This is a genomic window from Micromonospora sp. C81, from assembly GCF_018070425.1.
In the GTDB taxonomy this organism is placed as follows: domain Bacteria; phylum Actinomycetota; class Actinomycetes; order Mycobacteriales; family Micromonosporaceae; genus Micromonospora; species Micromonospora zamorensis.
Window position 1 is genome coordinate 81321 of record NZ_JAGPXS010000012.1, and the last position, 19131, is coordinate 100451.

General features: G+C 71.0%; 17 protein-coding genes and 3 pseudogenes. 11 read left to right on the forward strand and 9 right to left on the reverse strand.

Features of this window, described 5'->3' with window-relative positions:
- Positions 1–224: 224 nt before the first annotated feature.
- The gene (locus KBX46_RS20165) at positions 225–740 is read right to left on the reverse strand and encodes a 2'-5' RNA ligase family protein (RefSeq protein ID WP_088947185.1); all 516 of its coding nucleotides are present in this window, start codon (positions 738–740) and stop codon (positions 225–227) included.
- Between the two features lie 78 nt (positions 741–818).
- Between KBX46_RS20165 and KBX46_RS20170 the strand changes: the two genes are divergently transcribed.
- Positions 819–1328 carry a DUF664 domain-containing protein gene (locus KBX46_RS20170; RefSeq protein WP_210793638.1) on the forward strand — a complete coding sequence of 170 codons (510 nt, stop codon included), beginning with the start codon at positions 819–821 and terminating at the stop codon, positions 1326–1328.
- A 16-nt stretch (positions 1329–1344) separates the two neighbouring features.
- On the opposite strand, the gene KBX46_RS20175 is transcribed toward KBX46_RS20170, so the two are convergent.
- A complete protein-coding gene (locus KBX46_RS20175) occupies positions 1345–2391 on the reverse strand; it encodes an NAD(P)-dependent alcohol dehydrogenase (protein WP_210793639.1) in 1047 nt (348 codons plus the stop codon).
- 168 nt (positions 2392–2559) lie between these two features.
- Here KBX46_RS20175 and KBX46_RS20180 point away from each other — a divergent pair, with 168 nt between their 5' ends.
- A complete protein-coding gene (locus tag KBX46_RS20180) occupies positions 2560–2979 on the forward strand; it encodes an SCP2 sterol-binding domain-containing protein (protein ID WP_099857236.1) in 420 nt (139 codons plus the stop codon).
- Positions 2976–5036: a glycogen debranching N-terminal domain-containing protein gene (locus KBX46_RS20185; protein WP_210793640.1), complete on the forward strand. Its 2061-nt coding sequence runs from the start codon at positions 2976–2978 to the stop codon at positions 5034–5036. The genes KBX46_RS20180 and KBX46_RS20185 overlap by 4 nt, the downstream gene beginning before the upstream one ends.
- Positions 5037–5070: 34 nt before the next feature.
- On the opposite strand, the gene KBX46_RS20190 is transcribed toward KBX46_RS20185, so the two are convergent.
- The gene (locus tag KBX46_RS20190; RefSeq protein WP_210793641.1) at positions 5071–5574 is read right to left on the reverse strand and encodes a DinB family protein; all 504 of its coding nucleotides are present in this window, start codon (positions 5572–5574) and stop codon (positions 5071–5073) included.
- A gap of 153 nt (positions 5575–5727) precedes the next feature.
- Between KBX46_RS20190 and KBX46_RS20195 the strand changes: the two genes are divergently transcribed.
- Complete coding sequence (locus KBX46_RS20195; protein ID WP_141908644.1) at positions 5728–6648, forward strand: DUF72 domain-containing protein; 921 nt, start codon at positions 5728–5730, stop codon at positions 6646–6648.
- Positions 6649–6672: 24 nt separating this feature from the next.
- On the opposite strand, the gene KBX46_RS20200 is transcribed toward KBX46_RS20195, so the two are convergent.
- Both KBX46_RS20200 and KBX46_RS20205 read right to left on the reverse strand, forming a co-directional pair.
- On the reverse strand, positions 6673–7113 hold the full coding sequence (locus KBX46_RS20200) for a hypothetical protein (RefSeq protein WP_308159630.1): 441 nt from the start codon (positions 7111–7113) through the stop codon (positions 6673–6675).
- An 89-nt stretch (positions 7114–7202) separates the two neighbouring features.
- Positions 7203–7832, reverse strand: coding sequence for a hypothetical protein (locus KBX46_RS20205; RefSeq protein ID WP_210793642.1), 630 nt, complete (start codon positions 7830–7832; stop codon positions 7203–7205).
- A 196-nt stretch (positions 7833–8028) separates the two neighbouring features.
- Between KBX46_RS20205 and KBX46_RS20210 the strand changes: the two genes are divergently transcribed.
- Positions 8029–8199 carry a hypothetical protein gene (locus tag KBX46_RS20210; protein ID WP_157743920.1) on the forward strand — a complete coding sequence of 57 codons (171 nt, stop codon included), beginning with the start codon at positions 8029–8031 and terminating at the stop codon, positions 8197–8199.
- A 42-nt stretch (positions 8200–8241) separates the two neighbouring features.
- On the opposite strand, the gene KBX46_RS20215 is transcribed toward KBX46_RS20210, so the two are convergent.
- The 3 genes from KBX46_RS20215 to KBX46_RS20225 all read right to left on the reverse strand — a co-directional run bounded on the left by KBX46_RS20215 (position 8242) and on the right by KBX46_RS20225 (position 11367).
- Positions 8242–9105 (reverse strand): alpha/beta fold hydrolase, encoded by an 864-nt coding sequence (locus tag KBX46_RS20215; RefSeq protein ID WP_210793643.1) that lies wholly within the window; start codon positions 9103–9105, stop codon positions 8242–8244.
- 99 nt (positions 9106–9204) lie between these two features.
- Positions 9205–10461 (reverse strand): hypothetical protein, encoded by a 1257-nt coding sequence (locus KBX46_RS20220; RefSeq protein WP_088947193.1) that lies wholly within the window; start codon positions 10459–10461, stop codon positions 9205–9207.
- A 207-nt stretch (positions 10462–10668) separates the two neighbouring features.
- Complete coding sequence (locus KBX46_RS20225; RefSeq protein ID WP_210793644.1) at positions 10669–11367, reverse strand: hypothetical protein; 699 nt, start codon at positions 11365–11367, stop codon at positions 10669–10671.
- A 251-nt stretch (positions 11368–11618) separates the two neighbouring features.
- Between KBX46_RS20225 and KBX46_RS20230 the strand changes: the two genes are divergently transcribed.
- The 5 genes and pseudogenes from KBX46_RS20230 (at position 11619) to KBX46_RS20240 (ending at position 18265) form a co-directional block, all read left to right on the forward strand.
- Complete coding sequence (locus tag KBX46_RS20230) at positions 11619–13676, forward strand: type IIA DNA topoisomerase subunit B (protein WP_247667852.1); 2058 nt, start codon at positions 11619–11621, stop codon at positions 13674–13676.
- A gap of 32 nt (positions 13677–13708) precedes the next feature.
- Positions 13709–13963: pseudogene (locus KBX46_RS33165) on the forward strand (DNA gyrase subunit A); the annotation flags it as partial.
- Between the two features lie 171 nt (positions 13964–14134).
- Positions 14135–14767 (forward strand): annotated as a pseudogene (locus tag KBX46_RS33310) (LAGLIDADG family homing endonuclease); the annotation flags it as partial.
- Positions 14768–14914: 147 nt separating this feature from the next.
- A complete protein-coding gene (locus KBX46_RS20235) occupies positions 14915–17497 on the forward strand; it encodes a DNA topoisomerase (ATP-hydrolyzing) (RefSeq protein WP_308159640.1) in 2583 nt (860 codons plus the stop codon).
- 249 nt (positions 17498–17746) lie between these two features.
- Positions 17747–18265 (forward strand): TrmH family RNA methyltransferase, encoded by a 519-nt coding sequence (locus KBX46_RS20240; protein ID WP_210793646.1) that lies wholly within the window; start codon positions 17747–17749, stop codon positions 18263–18265.
- A gap of 26 nt (positions 18266–18291) precedes the next feature.
- Here KBX46_RS20240 and KBX46_RS20245 read toward each other — a convergent pair whose 3' ends face one another.
- Positions 18292–18927: an alpha-ketoglutarate-dependent dioxygenase AlkB gene (locus KBX46_RS20245; RefSeq protein ID WP_210793710.1), complete on the reverse strand. Its 636-nt coding sequence runs from the start codon at positions 18925–18927 to the stop codon at positions 18292–18294.
- 80 nt (positions 18928–19007) lie between these two features.
- On the opposite strand from KBX46_RS20245, the pseudogene KBX46_RS32580 reads away from it, so the two are divergent.
- Positions 19008–19121, forward strand: a pseudogene (locus tag KBX46_RS32580) (spore coat protein); the annotation flags it as partial.
- Positions 19122–19131: the final 10 nt, after the last annotated feature.

Below are 19131 nucleotides of genomic sequence, written 5' to 3' on the forward strand. Positions count from 1 at the left end.
CCTCTCCTCGTCGAAGCCGCCTCGGCGACACGGGGTGCGCCCGCGCCACCGGCCGGGCCACCCGCGCTCGGGCAGGTCACCACCGGTACGGCATCCATGTCGAACCATCCCACGTCGGGCCGCGTCACCACCGCTTGTTTTCAGTTTCCCGACTGTCGCCCGCCAAACCGGACATTTTGTGGGTGCCTCCCGCGCCCGTCAGGGGGCAGACCCCTGGACAGTGCTCAGGGCAGTGGATGGGCGATGCCGCGCGCGTGGTCGGTGAGCGCCGCGCCGACCACGGTCGCGGCCAGTGGCAACACCTCCAGACAGCGCCGCACCGCGGCGGCCATCAGCGCGTTCGGCACCCGCATGGAGAGCGTGCAGTGCGGCACCCAGCGACCCGGCTGGTAGTGCTCGGCCAGCGGGATGCCGGCGGCGGTGAGCCGGTCGGACACCAGGCGTTGGTGGGCCAGCAGCTCCGGGGTGGGCGCCGGGCCGAGCCAGAGCACCCGACCGACGAACTGGCCGGCGTGTTGGAAGTCGAGGCGCAGCGGGGCCGCGACCACCGTCCCGCGCAGCGCCTCGGCGACCTGCTCCGGGTCGAAGCGGGGCGCCACCGCGAGGGAGACGTGCGGTCGGTGGCGCCGCTCCAGCAGCGAACGCATGCTCTGCACGCCCTCGGCCTCCAGCGCGTCCCACAGCACCCGGATGCGGCGGCTGGCGTCCGGGTCCAGATACAACTCCAACGCCGCGACCATTCGATCACCGTAGCGGCCGAGGTTTGAGCGCCCGTCTCCGGCGGTACCTGGTGCGAAACCGACCAGGAGGCGTGCCCGGTGGACGTGAGTGACCTGCTGACCGAGACGTACGACCGGCTGCCCGACCTCGTCCGCGCGGCGGTCGACGGGCTCAGCCCGGAGCAACTGCGCCACGAGCCCGGGCCGGGCACCAACTCGATCGGTTGGCTGGTCTGGCACCTCACCCGGGTGCAGGACCACCACGTCGCCGACCTGCTCGACGCCGAGCAGATCTGGGTGAGCGGCGACTGGGCGGGCCGGTTCGGCCTCACCGCCGACCCCGACAACACCGGCTACGGGCACTCGCCCGCGCAGGTCGCCGCAGTGCGACCGGAGAGCGCACAGGCGCTGATCGACTACTACGAGGCGGTCGCGTCGCGTACCGGATCGTTCGTGGCCGGTCTGCGCCCGGCGGACCTGGACCGGGTGGTCGACGAGGGGTGGGACCCGCCGGTCACCCTCGGCGTCCGACTGGTCAGCGTCGCCGACGACGACCTGCAACACGTGGGCCAGGCCGCCTACGTACGCGGCCTGATCAAAGCCGGCTGACCGGGGTCCGCCGGGCTCAGGGCACGATCACCGCCCGGCCGTCCAGTGTGCCGTCGCGCATCTGCCGGTACGCGTCGAGCGCGTCGTCCAGGGCGAAGGTGGTGGTCCTCGGCCGGATCAGGCCACGGGCACCCAGATCGAGCACCTCGACCAGCTCCGGGCGACTGCCCCAGTAGGTGGTCGCGATGCTCACCTCGTACGGCACGGAGAAGAACGACACCGCCACGGTGCCCCCTCCGATGCCCACGATGGTCAGGTCACCCACGGTGCGGGCCGCCGCCACACCGAGCGCCATGGTGGCGTCCGCACCGACGAAGTCCAGCACCACGTCGGCACCCCGACCGCCGGTCGCCTCGCGGATCTCCTCGGCGGCGGTCGGACCCGACATCACGGTGCGGTCGGCGCCGCACTCCTCGGCCAGCCGCAGCGCCTCGGCGCGGGTGTCCACCGCGATGACCCGCGCGGCTGTGGTGGCCTTGAGGATCTGCACGCCCACATGCCCCAGCCCGCCAACCCCGATGACCACTGCCGTGCTGCCCGGCGGCAGCTTCGCCCAGGACCGCCGGACGGCGTGGTACGGGGTGAGGCCCGCGTCAGTCAGCGGCGCGGCGTCCACCGGATCCAGCCCCTCGGGAAGGGGTACGACGTGCCGGGCGTCCGGGACCAGCTCGAACTCGGCCATGCCGCCGTCCAGTCCGAGCCCGCCACCCCCGCTCGGCACCGGTGCACCAGCAGGGTTCTCGCAGTACGGGTCGACGCCGACCCGGCAGCGGGCGCAGGTGCCACAGCCCCACGGGCCGAAGACGGCTACCGGTTGCCCGACGGACAGCCCGGTCACGCCGTCACCGAGGGCGTGCACCCAGCCAGCGTTCTCGTGGCCGAGGGTGAACGGTGGGTTCCAGGGCATGGCGCCCGGCTCGAAGTCGTCCATCAGGTGCAGGTCGGAATGGCAGGCGCCGGCGCCGCCGATCCGGACCACCACCTGACCCGGCCCGGGCGTCGGATCGGGGACCTCGACCAACTCCGGTTCCGACTTCCACTCCTGCAACCGCAGCGCGCGCATCCGATGCTCCCGTCCGTCCTGACTCTCGGCTGGACCGGTGGCTGCCCGCTCTGCCGCCGCGCAAACGGGCCGACGCGGGCGCAAGCTCGGTGGCCCTCATCCCATGCGGGTGAACCGGCGTCACCCCGGCGCCGGTGATCCTGCGGAGAACCGTGGGAGGGGAACCTGATGCGTACGACGGCGGAGCAGTACCTGCGACAGCTGGATTCCGGCCGGCGCCCCGACCTGCCGGAAACGACAGCGGGCACACTGCGCCTGGACGTACGCGCCGACGGCTGCACCGACCACTGGTATCTGACCATCTCCGACCAGCACGTCAACGTGGCCCGCTCGGCCGACGACGCCGAACTGGTGGTCCGGGCGGACCGGTCGGTCGTCGACCAGATGGTCAACGGTGAGCTGCATCCGGGCGCGGCTCTGCTGCGCAACGAGCTGACCGTGCAGGGCAACATCCAACTGTTGATGTTGCTGCGGCGGATCTTCCCGGGGCCGACCGGCGCCCGCCATCCGCGGGAGCTCGGCCGGGCCGCGTTGGCGCGCCGGGCACCGGAGCGGGACGCGGTGGCCACCCGGGAGGCCGGGCGGTGAGGCAGGAACTGCTCCACGTGATCGCCGGCAGCGTGTTCGCCAACAGCGACGCTCAGGGCGACATGGAGGTCGACCCGCAGCAGCCGGTCGGTCTCTTCGCGTTCGACACCCGCTTCCTGTCCCACTGGGTGCTCAGGATCGACGGCGAGCGGATCAACGCGCTCTCCCGCGACGACATGACGTACTTCGAGACCCGGTTCTTCCTGGTGCCCGGCGCGGCGAGTCACTACGTCGACGCCGACGTCTCGATCATCCGGCACCGGTCGATCCACGACTGTTTCCACGAGAAGATCACCGTGCTGAACCACTCGGCGCAGCCCGCCGAGTTCACCGTACGGATGGAGATGGGCAGCGACTTCTCCGACATCGCCGAGCTCGGGCTCCGGCAGCGGACCGTCGAGGCCACCGCCGACTCGGCGAACAACCGGCTCGTGCTGCGCTATCAGCGGGACCGGTTCGTCCGCCAGACCACAGTGCGAAGCACCCTTCCCGTCGAGGTGGACGAGGGGGGAATGACGTTCCGGATCCGGATCGACGCGGAGGGGCAGTGGGAGACGGACCTGCACGTCGCCATGACCATGGGCGGCGAGGACGGCCAGGACATGCGCGCCCACCTCAAGTCGCACCAGTGGGCCGTGCGGACCGGGATGCGCGAGGACCTGGCGGACTGGATGGACCGGGCGCCGCAGCTGGTGGCCGAGCGCCGCGGGCTGGAGGAGATGTACCGGGGCAGCCTGGCCGACCTGGCGGCGCTGCGGTACAGGCCGTTGTCGTACGACGATCGGGTGCCCGTCGCGGGTCTGCCGTGGACGATGTGGTTGTGCGGACGGCACAGCATCATCACCAGCCTCCAGACGTTGGCGTTCACCCCCGAACTGGCCCCCGCGACGCTGCGGATGCTGGCGCTCATGCAGGGCGGTCAGCTCGACGACGACATCGACGAGGAGCCGGGCAAGATCCTGGCCCATCTGCGCTACGGCGAGTCCGGAGCGTTCGGCGACCGGGCGAACGCGCTGTACTACGGCTCGGCGGACACCACCCCGCTCTTCGTCGTCCTGCTCGACGAGTACGAGCGCTGGTCCGGTGACGCGGACCTGGTCCGCGAGCTGCGCCACCCGGCCCGGATGGCGTTGGACTGGATCGACGAGTACGGCGACCTGACCGGGGACGGCTACGTGCGCTACCAGCGTCGCAACGAGCGGTACGGTGCGATCAACCAGGTCTGGAAGGACTCCCCGGAGTCGATCACCGACGCGAACGGCCGGCAACCCGCCTTTCCCCGCGCCACCTGCGAGGTGCAGGGCTACGTCTACGACGCGAAAGTGCGCGGCGCCCGGCTGGCCCGGGAGTTCTGGGGTGACCCCGCGTACGCCGACCGTCTGGAGCGGGAAGCCGCGGCGCTGAAGGAGCGCTTCAACCGGGACTTCTGGCTGCCGCACCAGGAGTATTACGCGTTGGCCCTCGACCCGTACGGTGAGCCGGCCGACGCGCTGTCATCCAACATCGGGCATCTGCTGTGGAGCGGGATCGTCCCGGACGACCGCGCCGAGGCGGTCGCCGAGCACCTGGTCGGGTCGCGGTTGTTCGGCGGTTGGGGAGTGCGCACCTTCGCCACCGGGCAGCGGTCGTACAACCCGATGGGCTCCCACCTGGGCGCCGTGTGGCCGGCGGACAACGCCCTGATCGCCGCCGGGCTGCGCCGCTACGGCTTCGACACCCAGGCAGCCACCATCGCGGCCGCCATCTTCGACATGGCACAGACCCTCGGTGGGGCGGTGCCGGAGATGATCGCCGGCCACGAGCGCCGGCTGACGAAGTATCCCGTCCAGTTGCCGGCGGCCGGGCGCCCGCAGGCATGGTCGTCGGGTGCGCTGCTGATGCTGCTGAGCACCATGCTGGGGCTGCGACCCACCGGCGACAACCTGCTGGTGAACCCGGCCGTGCCGGCCGGCTTCGGTCGGTTGGACCTGTTGGACATCCCCGGTCGATGGGGTCACTCCGACGCCTACGCGAGGGACCGGAACACCGCGCACAGGGCCCGCCCACGGGAGCGCTGAGACCCGCCGCCGTCGACGCTCAACGGCGCCTCGGTCAGCCCATGGTCCTGGCGCCGTCGATCGACTCCCGCAGGATGTCGGCGTGCCCGGCATGCTGGGACGTCTCGGCGATCAGGTGCAGCAGCACCCGACGAACCGTCCAACTCGCACCCGGCTCGAACCACGGCGCCTGCGGCAGCGGGTGTGCCGCGTCCAGGTCGAGGGTGGCGACCAGCTCGTCGGTCTGGGCAGCCACCTCCTTGAATCGCTCGACGAGCCCGGCCAGGGTCTCGCCCGGCTCCATCCGGAACTGACCGACCCAGTCGACGGCCTCGCGCTCCATCGCCTCCGCGCCGCCCACGGCGAAGAGCATCCAGCGGTGCTCGATGCCGGCAACGTGCTTGACGAGGCCACCGAGGCTGAGCGCGCTGACCGTGGGACAGGTGGCCGCCTGCTCGTCGGTGAGCCCGTCGACGGTCTGCAGGAGGAAACCGCGATGCCTGCGCAGACTCTGCAACAGGTCGGCCCGCTCACCGGTGAGCTGCTCCGTGCTGGTCATGCCGCCACCCTTCGTCGCTGTGCGCTCGACACCCGAAATCTCATCCGGTGTCACCGTAGGACGAGGCACCGACACTTCCCGGGCGCGACACCGGGGCGACGCGCGACCCGCCAGCGGTTGCCGATCCGCGCCAGCGGCCGTCCACTGAATGACATGGGTGTAATCAAGGTGGGCACGTCGTCCTGGGCGGACCAGTCGCTGCTGCGCTCCGGGTGGTATCCGCGCTCGGCCAACACACCGGCCCGTCGACTGGGCTTCTACGCCGGCCGGTTCCCGTTGGTCGAGGTGGACACGTCCTACTACGCCGTCCCGGTGCCCGAGACCACGCAGGGCTGGGTCGACGCCACCCCGGACGACTTCACCTTCGACGTCAAGGCGTTCAGCCTCTTCACCGGCCACCCGACGCCGGTCGCCGCGCTGCCCCGGGACCTGCGCCCGGCGGGCGGCCCGAGCCGGATCCGCCGCCGGGACCTGCCGCCGGAGGCGTACGACGAGTTGTGGACCCGGTTTCGCGCGGCCCTCGACCCGATGGCGGCGGCCGGCAAGCTGGGTGTGGTGCTGTTGCAGTTCCCACCGTGGCTGGCCCGCGGCGTCGCGGCCGAACGCCGGATCGTCGAGCTGGCGCAGCGCTGCCGGCCGTGGCGGGTCGGCGTGGAGCTGCGGCACCGGTCCTGGTTCGACGGTCCGGCCGCGGCGGACACCCTGGACCTGCTGCGCGCGCACGACCTGTCCCTGGTCTGCGTCGACATGCCGCAGGGGCATCCGTCGTCGGTGCCACCGATCCTCACCACGACGGCGGAGCCGGCGATCGTCCGGTTCCACGGCCACAGCGCGGCCTGGCGGGACGGCGACAAGCAGGAGAAGTTCCGGTACGCGTACGCCGAGGACGAGCTTCGGCACTGGGCCGGTCTGCTGGCCGAGCTGGCCACCGAGGCCGACGACCTGCACGTGCTGTTCAACAACTGCTGCGCCGGGCAGTCCCAACGCGACGCCACCCGGCTGGCGCAACTGCTCGCCGAGACGATGATCGCCGATCAGGCTGTCCCGGCCCGGGCGGCGTCGCCCACCGGTTGACGATCGGGAAGGCCGGCGTTCGGGTCAGGAGCGCCGGCCCCGGGCACGGAACGCGTCCTGCGTCGACTCGCCGATGTCCGCGTCGTCGGGGAAGGTCCGGCCGCTGGGCGCCGGGTCGGGTGGGGCACCCGGACCGGCCATCGTCGTACGGGTCGGCTCCACCGAACCGAAGCCGTGCCGTCCCGCCGGATCGGACGGCCCCGCCGGGGCACCCGCGCGTCGCTCTCCGCGCCGCCCCTCGGGCACCGCGGTCTCCTCGCTGCCCTCGTCCATCGGTGAATCCTCGTCCGTGCCCCAGGGCGCGTCGGCGTCGAAGCCGTCGCTGGTGCCCCACGGCTTCACCGCCTCCGGCTCCTGCCGGTCGTTGTCGCCGCTGCGTGCCTCGTACGCCGCCATGGCCACCCCGCTCGTCGGTCCGCCGCTACCGGCGGACGGTGTGCCGTCTCCGCCCACCGTCGTCGCCACCTGGCCTGCGCGGCGCGTCGATGAGCCTGCGTAGGGCCAGCCAGCGCCCCGCCGTCGAGGTGGCGGCGGGACGCCGGCCGGCCCGACGTTCAGCGTCCGGCCATCGCCATCGGCCGCTTGCCGTTGCTCATCCCCGCCATCTTGATCATGGTCTTCGAGGCGCTCTTCATCCCGCCGCCCCGGCCGAGCATCCCCCGGAACACCTGCCCGGGCTTCTGCTGCTCGCCCATGTAGGCGGTGACCACCACCAGGGTCCCGGTCAGTGCCGGAATGGCCCACTGGAGCAGCTTCATCTGCCGCTGCGAGGAGGCCACACTGGCCGGAGTCTGGTGGTTCGGTTCGGTGGCGCCGCTCACCGACGGGCCACCCGCCTTCTCCAACCGCATGCCGATCAACCGGCTGTAACCGGTCACAGCGAGGGCCCCGATCGTCAACGCGGTCTTGATGACGCTCGTCCGGGCGACGCCGGACTGGGCCGCCACCCGTGGGCTCTCCGTCACCAGCTCGCCCACCGCGCCGGCCAGGTGTGCGCCGATCGCCGCCGCGTTGACGGGGGTCCACCTGGACCATCCCGCCGAGGCGACCGGGAGTCGCTGAGTCGAGTCGCTGATTTTCGCCGCTGCGCCGTTGACACCGAAGGCACCCATGAGGGAGCCGCCAAACCAGGCCGCCAGGCCCAGATCGTGCATCGAGCGCAGTGCGGTATGCCGTTCGGACATGTGATCCCCTTCCGCCGTGTCGGGCGCTGCGGCTTACCCGCCGGTCGGGCGGCTAACCCCGCCCCGTGCGGGCCGATCCAGGCCGTACCGGGCAGCCAGGGGACGTTGCGGGCACCGCTGGGCCGTATCGCGCAAGCAGGAGTCGTCCGCGCGGTGGCGGGTAGATCCCGAGCGACGCCGACGAGAGGGGAACGCGATGTCGCAGCCGGACGAGAGCCGGGAGAAGACCCCCAAGACAGACGCTGTGCTCATGCACCCGGACAACGACCCGCACAAGAACACCGCGGAGGTCGCGCCGCGCAAGGATCACGCGGCGATCCAGGTGGAGCGCGACGATGAGTTGGTGCCGCTGGAGCGGGACGAGTGAGTCGGCCGGCCGGGCCGTCGCACGGCGACCGGCCGGTACGACTCAGCGTGGCGGCAGGTCGCCGGCGAACTCGGCGACCCGCCGCGCCAGCGGTGCGCCCGCGCGGACCCAGGTGAAGTGGTCCAGCGGCGCGCCGGCCTGGGCCACTGTGTAGCGCTCCCGGGTCACCGGGGCCGTGGCGAGCTTCTCGCAGAGGTTGTCCACGGTCTCGTGGGGGGTGAACTGGTCGTCGTCCACACTGACGGCCAGCACCGGTGTCCGCACCGCGCGTACCGCCGCCTCGGTGTCCGTGCCGTTGAGCCGGGGGAACCGGCCGGTGCGCGCGGTGTACGCCCAGTCGCGGATCACGCCGCGCGCCTGCCGGCCGCCGAACCCCCAACCCGGCCACACGCCGAGCAGCGCCGTGGTGGCGGCGATCCCCTGGGTGTACGGCAGCACGCCGAGGCCGCGCCGACCCGGATAGTTTCGCCAGTACGGGATGCCGACAGCGATCAGCGCCAGCCCGTCCACCTCGTCGCCGCCGTGCAGGGCGAGGTGCAGCAGGGCGGCCTGCCCACCGAGCGAGTGCCCGACCAGCAACCGGGTGCGCCCGTCCAGTCGTGGCTTGAGCGCGGCCAGCACGGCGCCGACGTCGGCGGCCAGCTCCGGGTAGCCGTACCGGTCGGCCCGGCTCGGCGTGGGGGTGCTCGCCCCGGTGCCACGCAGGTCGGCGACGACCACGGCCAGCCCGGCGGCGCGCAGCTCGGCGGCGAAGGGCCGGTAGTAACGGGCGCGGACGCCCATCGCGGGCCAGATCACGGCCACCGGCGCATCCGTCACACCGGTCGGCTCCGGATAGACCTGCACACCCAGCCGACCACCGTCGACCTCGACGAACTCCTGCGCGTACTCCGGGTCCCCGTTCACCGGCCCAGCCTACGGCCTGACGTTACTGGCGGGTAGCCGCAGGTGGTCGACACGACGGAGGCCCCGCCGATCGGCGGGGCCTCCGGGATGGCGATGCGGTCAGGAGACGGAGATCGTCCCGTTGCCGGCGCGGACGCAGGCCACCGACCGGGCGCTGGTGGAGGCCGCGCCGCTCAGGCACTGGCCGAGCACCTGGTGCCCGGTCGCGTTCGGGTGCCACGACTCCTGGCAGGTCTGGAAGTAGCTGACGCAGGTGTTGGCGATCCGCTGGATGGCGATCTTGTCCTTGCCGGCGAGGCTGGTGACGAACGTGCCGGTCGCGCCGTCCTGGAGCCGGATCGGCGTGGCGAGCGAGCCCGTCGGGCTGCTCGTCTGCTCACAGAGCCGGGCGCCGTTGAAGGCCTGCTGCACGTTCAGGTACACCAGGTCGTCGCCGGGGAACTCGGCCGCCAGAGTGTCCCGGGTGGACTTCACGATGGTGCCCAGAGCCTGCGAGAAGCGGTGCCCCGGGGCCAGGCTGGCCCGGTGGATCGGGCAACCGGCCGCGTACCGCTCGGCACCCAGGTCGCGGAACTTGTCCCGGGTGTCGTCCCGGCTGTCCTCCTCGTGGAACTGCGGGTTCAGGTCCAGCGGCAACGGGTTCGTGTAGTCCTGGAACACCACCCGGTGCTGTCCGTCCGCGTCCACCTGGTCCAGGGTGGTCAGCAGCTGGCGTACGGCGGCGGTGGTCTCCGCGGTCGCGGCGCTGATCTGCGCTGCGGTGGCCAGGTCGGCGTCGCTGCACGGCTTCTGCTCCACCGGGCCACCCAGGTACGCCCAGAACTCCCACCAGCCGGTCCACGCGTCGGCGATGAACCGGTTGGCGCACTTCTCCGCGACGCTGCCGAACGTGAACGAGCTGTTGTTGGAGCCCAGGCCGATCAGCACCAGGTCGATGTCCTGGGTCTGCGCGACAGCGCGGAGCTGGTCGATCTGCGCGGCCACCGTGCGGCCCTTCTCCCGGGCGGCGGAGGCGGTGGCGATGTCGCGTGGCTGGCCGCCGGAGCAGGCCAGGTTGAACCGGTTCTGGATGCCCGGCAGGTTGGCCTTGTTGAGCGAGGCGTTCGCCGACCGGTGGCAGAAGAACGCGTTGTTGTTGGCCGCTGTCCAACCGGGGAAGCCCTGGGCGACCCCGTTGACGTCGACCACCGGGGTGTACGCCCCGGCGCCCTCGCCGCTGATGAAGCTGTCCCCGAGTGCCACCGCGGCGGTGGGCAGCGCGGCGGACGCGGGTGCGGGCAGCGCGACGGCTGTCGACAGCGCGGCCATGGCGATCGTTAGTCCCGCGGCGAGCGCGGTACGGCGGAACCTGGGCATGGGGCCCCCATCCATCGAAAGATGAAAGATTCTCTGAGAGCGAGATCAGATCACCCCTGTGCGACGGGCGTCAATGGCCCGTAACAGAATCGTTCGATGAAAGACATGCGCGTGTAGACGTGCCGTGCGCCTCGCCGAGGCGGACCAGCACTTCCGGATGACGGTGGCCGTCGACCACGCCGGCCTTCGCCGGGTGGCCGCGCCGAGCTACCTGCGGCTCAGGTCGCCGCCGCGCTTGAGCACGGCCGCGCCGGCGGCGTTCAGACCGACACCCCAGAGCAGCAGTACGCACAACCACTGCGCCCACCGCAGCACTGTCATGTCCCCCGAGAGCAGGTTGCGGACGCTGCCGAGCGGGGTGAGCCACGGCTGCGCCGGACGCAGGGCGTCCACGGCGCCCAACAGCCCGAACAGGCCCAGCGGCAGGACGATCGTGGCGAGGAACGCGACCACCGTCGACCGCAGCAGCAGACCCAGCCCGGTGCCGACCAGGCCGGCGACGACCTGCACCAGCACGCTGCCCACAGCGACCGTGCCGGCGTGCCGCCACGGCTCGTCGGCGACCTCGGCCGGGGAGAGCGCCAGCGTCGCCGCGCAGATCAGCACCCCGACGACACCGATGACCACGGCCGGCAGCACCACCGCGAGCACGCTGGGCAGGACCGGGGCGGAGCCGGGCGCCCGTCGTAGGTCGCGCACCAGCAGGATGCCGAAGAGCGGCGTCACGACCGACATCAGGCTCTGGACCGTCTCCGAGAGCGCCGCGAACGTCCGGTCGGCGGGAGCCGCCGCCGCCACCAGCGCCACCGCGTACAGCACACCCGCCAGCACGGTGCCCACGAGCAGCCACCGCCGGGCGCGGGTGCCGAGGGAGCGTCGCAGGGCGTCACGTGTCGTCTCGTCCATCCCGGTCGCCTCCCGACGAATGCCCTCGACCAGCCGCGATCATGAGAGCGTACCGACGCCGGTGCCTCTGCGTGGTCCCGTGATCACCCGCAGGCTGTTTCCTCGCTCACGTCCGGAGGCTCCCGCGCGGCGGGTCGCGCGGGCCCTCCGGGAGTTGTCCTAGCCTCGGGCTAGGCTCGCTGCGGCGCGCCACGCCGGCTGATGTCGCCGGTGACCGGCTGCACACCGCCGAGACCGGGGAGTACGACCAGTTGACCGCAGAGCCTGACACCCTGTACGGGGCCGATGACCTCACCCACCTTGAGGGGCTGGACGCTGTCCGCAAGCGGCCCGGCATGTACATCGGTTCCACCGACAGCCGTGGCGTGGGTCACCTCGTCAACGAGATCCTCGACAACTCCACCGACGAGGGCGTCGCCGGTCACGCCAGCACCGTCGAGGTGATCCTGCACGCCGACGGCTCTGTGCAGGTCGACGACGACGGCCGGGGCATCCCCACCGACGTGCATGCCAAATCCGGCATCTCCGGCGTCGAGCTGGTGCTCACCCGGCTGCACGCCGGCGGCAAGTTCGGCGGCTCCGGCTACAAGACCTCCGGCGGCCTGCACGGCGTCGGCGCCTCGGCGGTCAACGCGCTGTCCCGCCGGTTCGACGTGACCGTCCGCCGGGCCGGAAAGATCCACGCGATGTCCTTCCGGCACGGCGTCCCGGGCATCTTCGACGGCGACGGGCCGGACGCGCCCTTCACCGCCGGCCCCGGGCTCCAGGTCGTCGGCGCGGTCAAGCGCGGCCAGCGCACCGGCACGTCGATCCGCTGGTGGCACGACGCCCGCTACTTCGAGACCGGCGCCGCGCTCGACGTCGAGGCGGTCCGCACCAAGCTGCGCAACACCGCCTTCCTGGTCCCCGGCGTGACCTACCTGCTGCGCGACCTGACCGGCGAGGCACCCACCGAGGAGCGGTTCCACTACCCCAACGGGCTCAGCGACATGGTGGAGTTCCTCGCCCCGGCCGGCGACCGGCCGGTCTCCGGCACCCTGCTGGTCAACGGCGAGGGGACCTACCGGGAGAACGCCGCCGACGCCAACGGCGTCATGCAGTCCAACGTGCAGCGGCGCGCCGAGGTCGAGGTGGCGTTCCGGTGGGGCACCGGCTACGAGCGCACCGTCGAGTGCTTCACCAACACCATCCGCAACGCCCACGGCGGCACCCACCGCAAGGGCTTCGAGCGGGCCCTCGTCCGCAGCCTCGCCGACGCGATCCGCAACACCCGCGGCCTGCTCAAGGCCAAGGAGGAGCCGCCCACCCTCGACGACGTCCTGGAGGGGATGACAGCGGTGGTGCACGTGCGGATCCCCGAGCCGCAGTTCACCTCGCAGACCAAGGACGAGCTCTCCACCACCGGCATCACCAAGGTCATCCAGACGCAGGTCGACGCGCACGTCAAGGCCTGGCTGGAGGACCGGCGCACCAAGGCCGAGGCCCGCACGGTCCTCCAGAAGATCGTCGACGCGGCCCGGGTGCGGCTCACCCAGAAGCAGCAGAAGGACGCCGCCCGGCGCAAGACCGCCCTGGAGGGCGCGTCCATGCCGCCGAAGCTGGTCGACTGCCGGGCCACCGGCATCGACCGCAGTGAGCTGTTCATCGTGGAGGGTGACAGCGCACTCGGGACGAGTCGCATGGCCCGATCCTCGGAATACCAGGCGCTGCTGCCGATCCGCGGCAAGATCCTCAACGTGCAGAAGGCCAACCTCCAGCAGGTTCTGGACAATGCCGAGTGCGCGGCGATCGTCCAGGTCCTCGGCGCGGGCTCGGGGCGCACGTTCGACCTCTCCGCACTGCGCTACGGCCGGGTGCTGATCATGGCCGACGCCGACGTGGACGGCGCGCACATCCGCACGCTGCTGATCACCCTCTTCGCCCGGTACATGCGCCCGCTGATCGAGGCCGGTCGGCTCTACGCCGCGATGCCGCCCCTGCACAAGATCACCACCAAGGGGCGCAGCCCGCAGACTGTCTACACCTACACCCAGGCCGAGATGGAGACGACGGTCCGCAAGCTGGAGAAGGCCGGCAAGCAGATCGTCACGCCCATCCCGCGCTTCAAGGGTCTCGGTGAGATGGACGCCGACGAGTTGTGGGACACCACGATGAACCCGGCCACCCGCGCCGTACGCCGGATCACCCTCGACGACGTCGACGCCGCCGAACGCATCCTCGAACTGCTGATGGGCGAGAAGGTCGAGCCGCGCCGCAACTGGCTGATCGACTCCGCCGACCGCGTCGACCGGGATGCGATCGACGCATGAGCGCTTTTTTCGTTCCGATGGAGAGCTGAGTCATGGCACGCCGTAAGGAAAACAAGGTCGACCTCTCCTCGTTCGACCAGGCCGGCGCGCGGGTTTTCGACAACCCGCTGGTCACCGAGGTGTCCGACTCCTACCTGGAGTACGCGTTCTCGGTCATCCACTCCCGCGCGCTGCCCGACGCGCGCGACGGCCTCAAGCCCGTGCACCGGCGCATCCTCTGGTCGATGTACGAGCAGGGCTACCGCCCGGATCGCGGGCATGTGAAGTCCGCCCGAATTGTGGGTGACTGCTTCGTCGCCGGCACACTCGTCTCGACGCCCGCTGGCCTTCGGACCATCGAGGAGATCGAGGTCGGTGACCTCGTTCTGGATGGTGCTGGCGCACCAGTGCCGGTGACCGCTGTCTATCAGAATCCAGTGTCCGACCTCGTGCGCGTGACCTGGAGCAACGGGCACACGATGCTCGTCACGCCGGGCCAACGCTTCCGCGTGGTCGCCGATGACCTTTCGGTTCAATGGGTGGAGGCTCGGGACCTCCCGGGGCGACTGGCGTTGGCGTACGGCAGCCGCCGAAATGTGGTGTCAACACCGACCGGCGACATCTACGACTATGTGCGCGGGCTGCTGGTAGCCGAGGGCTTCCCAGTGCACCGATCTCGCGCGGCGGACGGTCGGGTCCGGATCCACATGTGTGACATTGAGCCGCTCGATGTCGCCCATGGTTGGGCCATCGCCAGTGGGCTGAACGTTTCCCGAGGAAAGCGTGAGGCCGAGAATCCGCTGCACCGCGACCAGCACATTCTTACCTTCAGCCGACACGAAGGACTGCTAGAGGCCACGCGCCCGCTCAGCCGCGACAAGCGTGTGCCCGCCGACATCATTCGCGACCGGTCGGCCTGGGTGCCATTTCTCGCCGGCTTCTTCGATGGAGACGGCTACATTCGTAAGCGTTTTCGGGAGGTTGTCTTCGTCAGTACCAGCGAGGTGCTGGTGCGGCAGATTTACGCCATGCTTGCCGACCTGGGGCTACATGGGCACCATTGGACCAGCGGTCGTGGCTCACAGGAGCACCCTCTTCATGGCCTGTCGGTCAGCGGCCGGGACGCCTCGGATCTCGCCCGTCTTCTGCTGCCGTGGGTGCGGATCGGTTACAAGCACGACGACTTGCAACGGGTCGCCGAGATCGACTACCAGTACGGCGGCAAGCAGGGCAATGACCGGCTGCCGTACGCCCCGGTCATGGCCGCGTTCACGGCCGCGCACCAGGGCGGCGGGTGGTTTCGGGACCGGGATGGCCAAGCGTTCCGCGACTCCCTGTCGGCTAGCGGCGGACCGAAGGTGCGATATGGCAAGGACCGCAATGGCGTCCCGCTCGCTGAACGATCTTTCCAATTAGAGCGTGCGGTACGAGACGGCTGGATCCGCAAACTCCACCGCCTCGGTTCACCGCTCGCTTCTCGGCTGGACGCGTTGGTCGGTGGATCCTTCCTACGGGTCACCTCGGTGGAGCCGGTGTCGCCCGACGTCACCTACGACATTCAGGTCGGCAGCGACGAGCACGCCTTCGTTGCCGAGGGCTACGTCGTCCACAACTGCATGGGTAAGTACCATCCGCACGGCGACACGGCGATCTACGACGCCATGGTTCGCCTCGCACAGGACTTCTCGCTCAACGTGCCCCTCATCGACGGGCATGGAAATTTTGGATCTCCAGACGATGGCCCGGCAGCCTCGCGTTACACCGAAGCACGAATGTCCCGTGAGGCCATGCTGCTCGTCGGTGAGCTGGGCGAGGACACCGTCGACGTCGAGCCCAACTACGACGGGTCACTGACCCAGCCGACAGTGCTGCCGGCCGCATTCCCCAACCTGCTGGTCAACGGCGCGTCCGGGATCGCGGTCGGGATGGCCACCAACATGATCCCGCACAACCTGGGCGAGGTCGTCCAGGCAGCCCGCTGGCTGATCAACCACCCGGACGCCACTCTGGACAAACTCATGGAGTTCGTCCCCGGCCCCGACCTGCCCACCGGTGGGGTGCTGCTCGGCCTGGACGAGGTGCGCCGGGCGTACGAGACCGGGCGCGGCGTGGTGCGGATGCGCGGCAAGGTGGAGATCGGCCCGATCGAGGGCAGCCGTGGTCGCCAGGCGATCACCGTGGTCGAGCTGCCCTACGGCGTCGGCGCGGAGAAGGTCATCGCGGCCATCACCAACGAGGTCACCAAGACCAAGCGTCTGACCGGCATCGCCGACGTCAAGGACCTCACCGACCGGGAGAGCGGCACCCGCCTCGTCGTCGAGTGCAAGGTGGGCGTCAACCCGCAGGCGCTGCTCGCCGACCTCTACCGGTTGACCCCGCTGGAGCAGTCGTTCGGCGTCAACAACCTGGTCCTGGACGGCGGTCAGCCGCGCACGCTGGGGTTGAAGGCGCTGCTGGAGGTCTTCCTTGCCCACCGCTACGAGGTGGTCACCCGGCGCACCTCGTACCGTCGGCGCAAGCGGCAGGAGCGGCTGCACCTGGTCGACGGTCTGCTGATCGCCCTGCTGGACATTGACGAGGTGGTCCGGCTGATCCGGGGCAGTGACGACGCGCAGGCCGCGAAGGACGGGCTGATGAGCCGGTTCGGCCTGTCCGACATCCAGGCCACCTACATTCTGGACACTCCGCTGCGCCGGTTGACGAAGTTCGACCGGATCGAGCTGGAGGCCGAGCAGGAGCGGCTGCGCGCCGAGATCGCCGAGCTGAGCAAGATCCTCGACGACGAGCGGGTGCTCAAGAAGCTGGTCTCCGACGAGCTGGCCGCCGTGGTCAAGCAGTTCGGCACCGAACGGCGTACGACGCTTGTCGACGGTGACCTCAAGGAGGTGCTGGCCGCGTCCGTGCCGGCCGGCCCGCTGGAGGTCGCCGACGACCCGTGCCAGGTGATCCTCTCCGCGACCGGGCTGGTCGCCCGGACCGCGGCCGAGTCGGAGGAGAGCTCCGAGGGGCGCCGACGCAACGGCCGGGTCAAGCACGACACCGTACGCGCCATCGCGCACTCCACCGCCCGGGGTCGGGTGCTGCTGTTGACCAGTGCTGGCCGGGCCTTCAAGGTCGACGTCCTGCCGCTGCCGGTGTTGCCGGAGCAGGCCGGCACGGTGTCGCTGCGAGGCGGGATGTCCGCGGCCGAGCTGGTGCCGTTGGAGGCGGGGGAGACCGTCGTCGGCCTGGCCCCCCTGGGTGGGCAGGCGGAGGGCTCGCCGGGGCTGGCGCTGGGCACCCGGCAGGGCGTGGTGAAGATCTGCGCTCCGGAGTGGCCGGTGCGCTCCGACGAGTTCGAGGTGATCGGTCTGCGCGACGGTGACGAGGTGGTCGGGGCGACCTGGCTGACCGATGGCACCGAATCGCTCACGTTCGTCACGTCGGAGGCGTCGCTGTTGCGCTTCCCCGCCGGGCTGGTTCGTCCGCAGGGCCTCAAGGGCGGCGGGATGGCCGGCATCAACCTGCCGGCCGGTGCGCGGGTGACGTTCTTCGGCGCGGTCCGCACCGACGACCCGGGGCACGGCGAGCCGATGGTGGTCACCTCCACCGGGGCGACGGTCAAGGTGACGCCGTTCAAGTCGTACCCCGCGAAGGGCCGGGCGACCGGCGGCGTGCGCGCGCACCGCTTCCTCAAGGGTGAGACGGACGTGGCGGTTGCCTGGGTGGGCCCGCGCCCGGTCGGCGCGACCGGCACCGGCGATCCGGTGGAGCTGCCGGCGGCGGACCCCCGCCGCGACGGCAGTGGCTTCGCGGTGATGCTCGGCCCAACGGTGGTAGGCCACCTCATCGAACGCGACTGACCCCCCAAACCCGCCGCCCCCCGGGGCGTGCGGGGTGTCCCGACCTCAAGATCCGCGCAACTTCGGGGGAGTTGCTGCCTCCGACATCCCGCAGGCAGCGCTTTCCCTGAAGTTGCGCGGATCTTGGCGTCTGAACGCGGTCCGTGCGCGGGGTATGGTGAGGGTTCTTGTTGTCGGTGATGGCCTGGGTGCGCCGCCAAGCACCTCTCACATGATCTTTCTTCTGTCCGGCGGAGTCGCCGGCGCGGCGTGAGCGCCGCCATCCGGGTCCGGCCAAGGCGTGAGCTGCGTGCCGCCCGCCGACCCCGCCAGCATCGCTGCTGGGGTCATCTGATCGCCGCCCCGCTCTGGCCGCTGCACGGCGCGAACCTGGGCACCCTGCTGCGCACCTGTGACGCGGTCGGTGCCTGCCTAGCCGTGCCGCCGTTCCGGTGGGTGGACGAGGCTCTGGCCCGGGGCAACACCCTGCGCCGGCCGGGCTGCGTCCACCGGGTCGGCAGCCCGCTGCGGTGGCTGGCCGCCGAACGGGCCGCCGGCACCCGGATTCTCGGGGTGGAGCTGGCCGACGAGGCCGTCAGACTCGGTGACCTGCCCGCCGCTCGGGGGCGCACCGTGGTGCTGCTCGGGCACGAGTCGACCGGCATCCCGCCCGAGGCACTCGACCACCTGGACGCGGCCGTGGAGATTCCCATGGTCGGGCACGGCCAGAGCCTGAACGTCGCCGTCGCCGGGTCGCTGGTCCTCTACAGACTCGCCGGCCTGCTGTAGGGCAGGCCGGGGCGGCGCCGACGAGGTCAGGCGACGTTGACGGGGCGGAACTGCACGCTGACCCGGGGGCCGACGGGGCGGGCGGTCTTCGGGATGGCATGTTCCCAGGTGCGTTGGCAGGAGCCGCCCATCACGATCAGGTCGCCGTGGCCCACCGGGAAGCGCAGGCTGTCGCCGCCGCCGCCACGTGGGCGCAGCAGCAGAGGGCGGGGTGCTCCGAAGGAGACGATCGCGACGATGGTGTCGGTGTGTGCTGACCGGCCGATGGTGTCGCCGTGCCAGGCGACGCTGTCCCGTCCGGAACGGTAGAGGCACATGCCTGCGGTGACGAAGGGCTCGCCCAGCTCGGGCGCGTAGTGCCGGGTCAGCTCCGCCCGTGCCGTGGTGAGCACGGGGTGGGGGAGTTGCCGGTCGCCGCCATACCAGCAGAGCAGGCGGGGCACGTCGACCTCGGTGTCGTACATGGTGCGCCGCTCGGCACGCCAGGGCACCTCGGTGAGCAGGGTGTCGAGGACGGCGTCGGAGCCGCGCACCCAGCCCGGGAGGTGGTCGACCCAGGCGCCCCGGCTGAGCTGGTGTCGTCGGATCTGACCGGGCAGCGCCCCCAGGGCCGGCTCGGCGTCGGCGAGGTCGAGCATCGACGGCTGGTAGGCGGCCTGCATCATGCGGCCACCCTAGCAGTCCTTTCGTACACCCGTGCTATTCCTGTGCCACGCGGATCCCTCAAGATCGTGCTCGATCCCAGATCATCCGGCCGGTCCCGCCCACCACCTCGCTACCGAAGCTGATCACCGAAGCTGACTTGGTGGTCAGCGCCGCAGGCACGTCCACCTGGGAACTCCGCTGCCTCGGCGCACACGCCCACG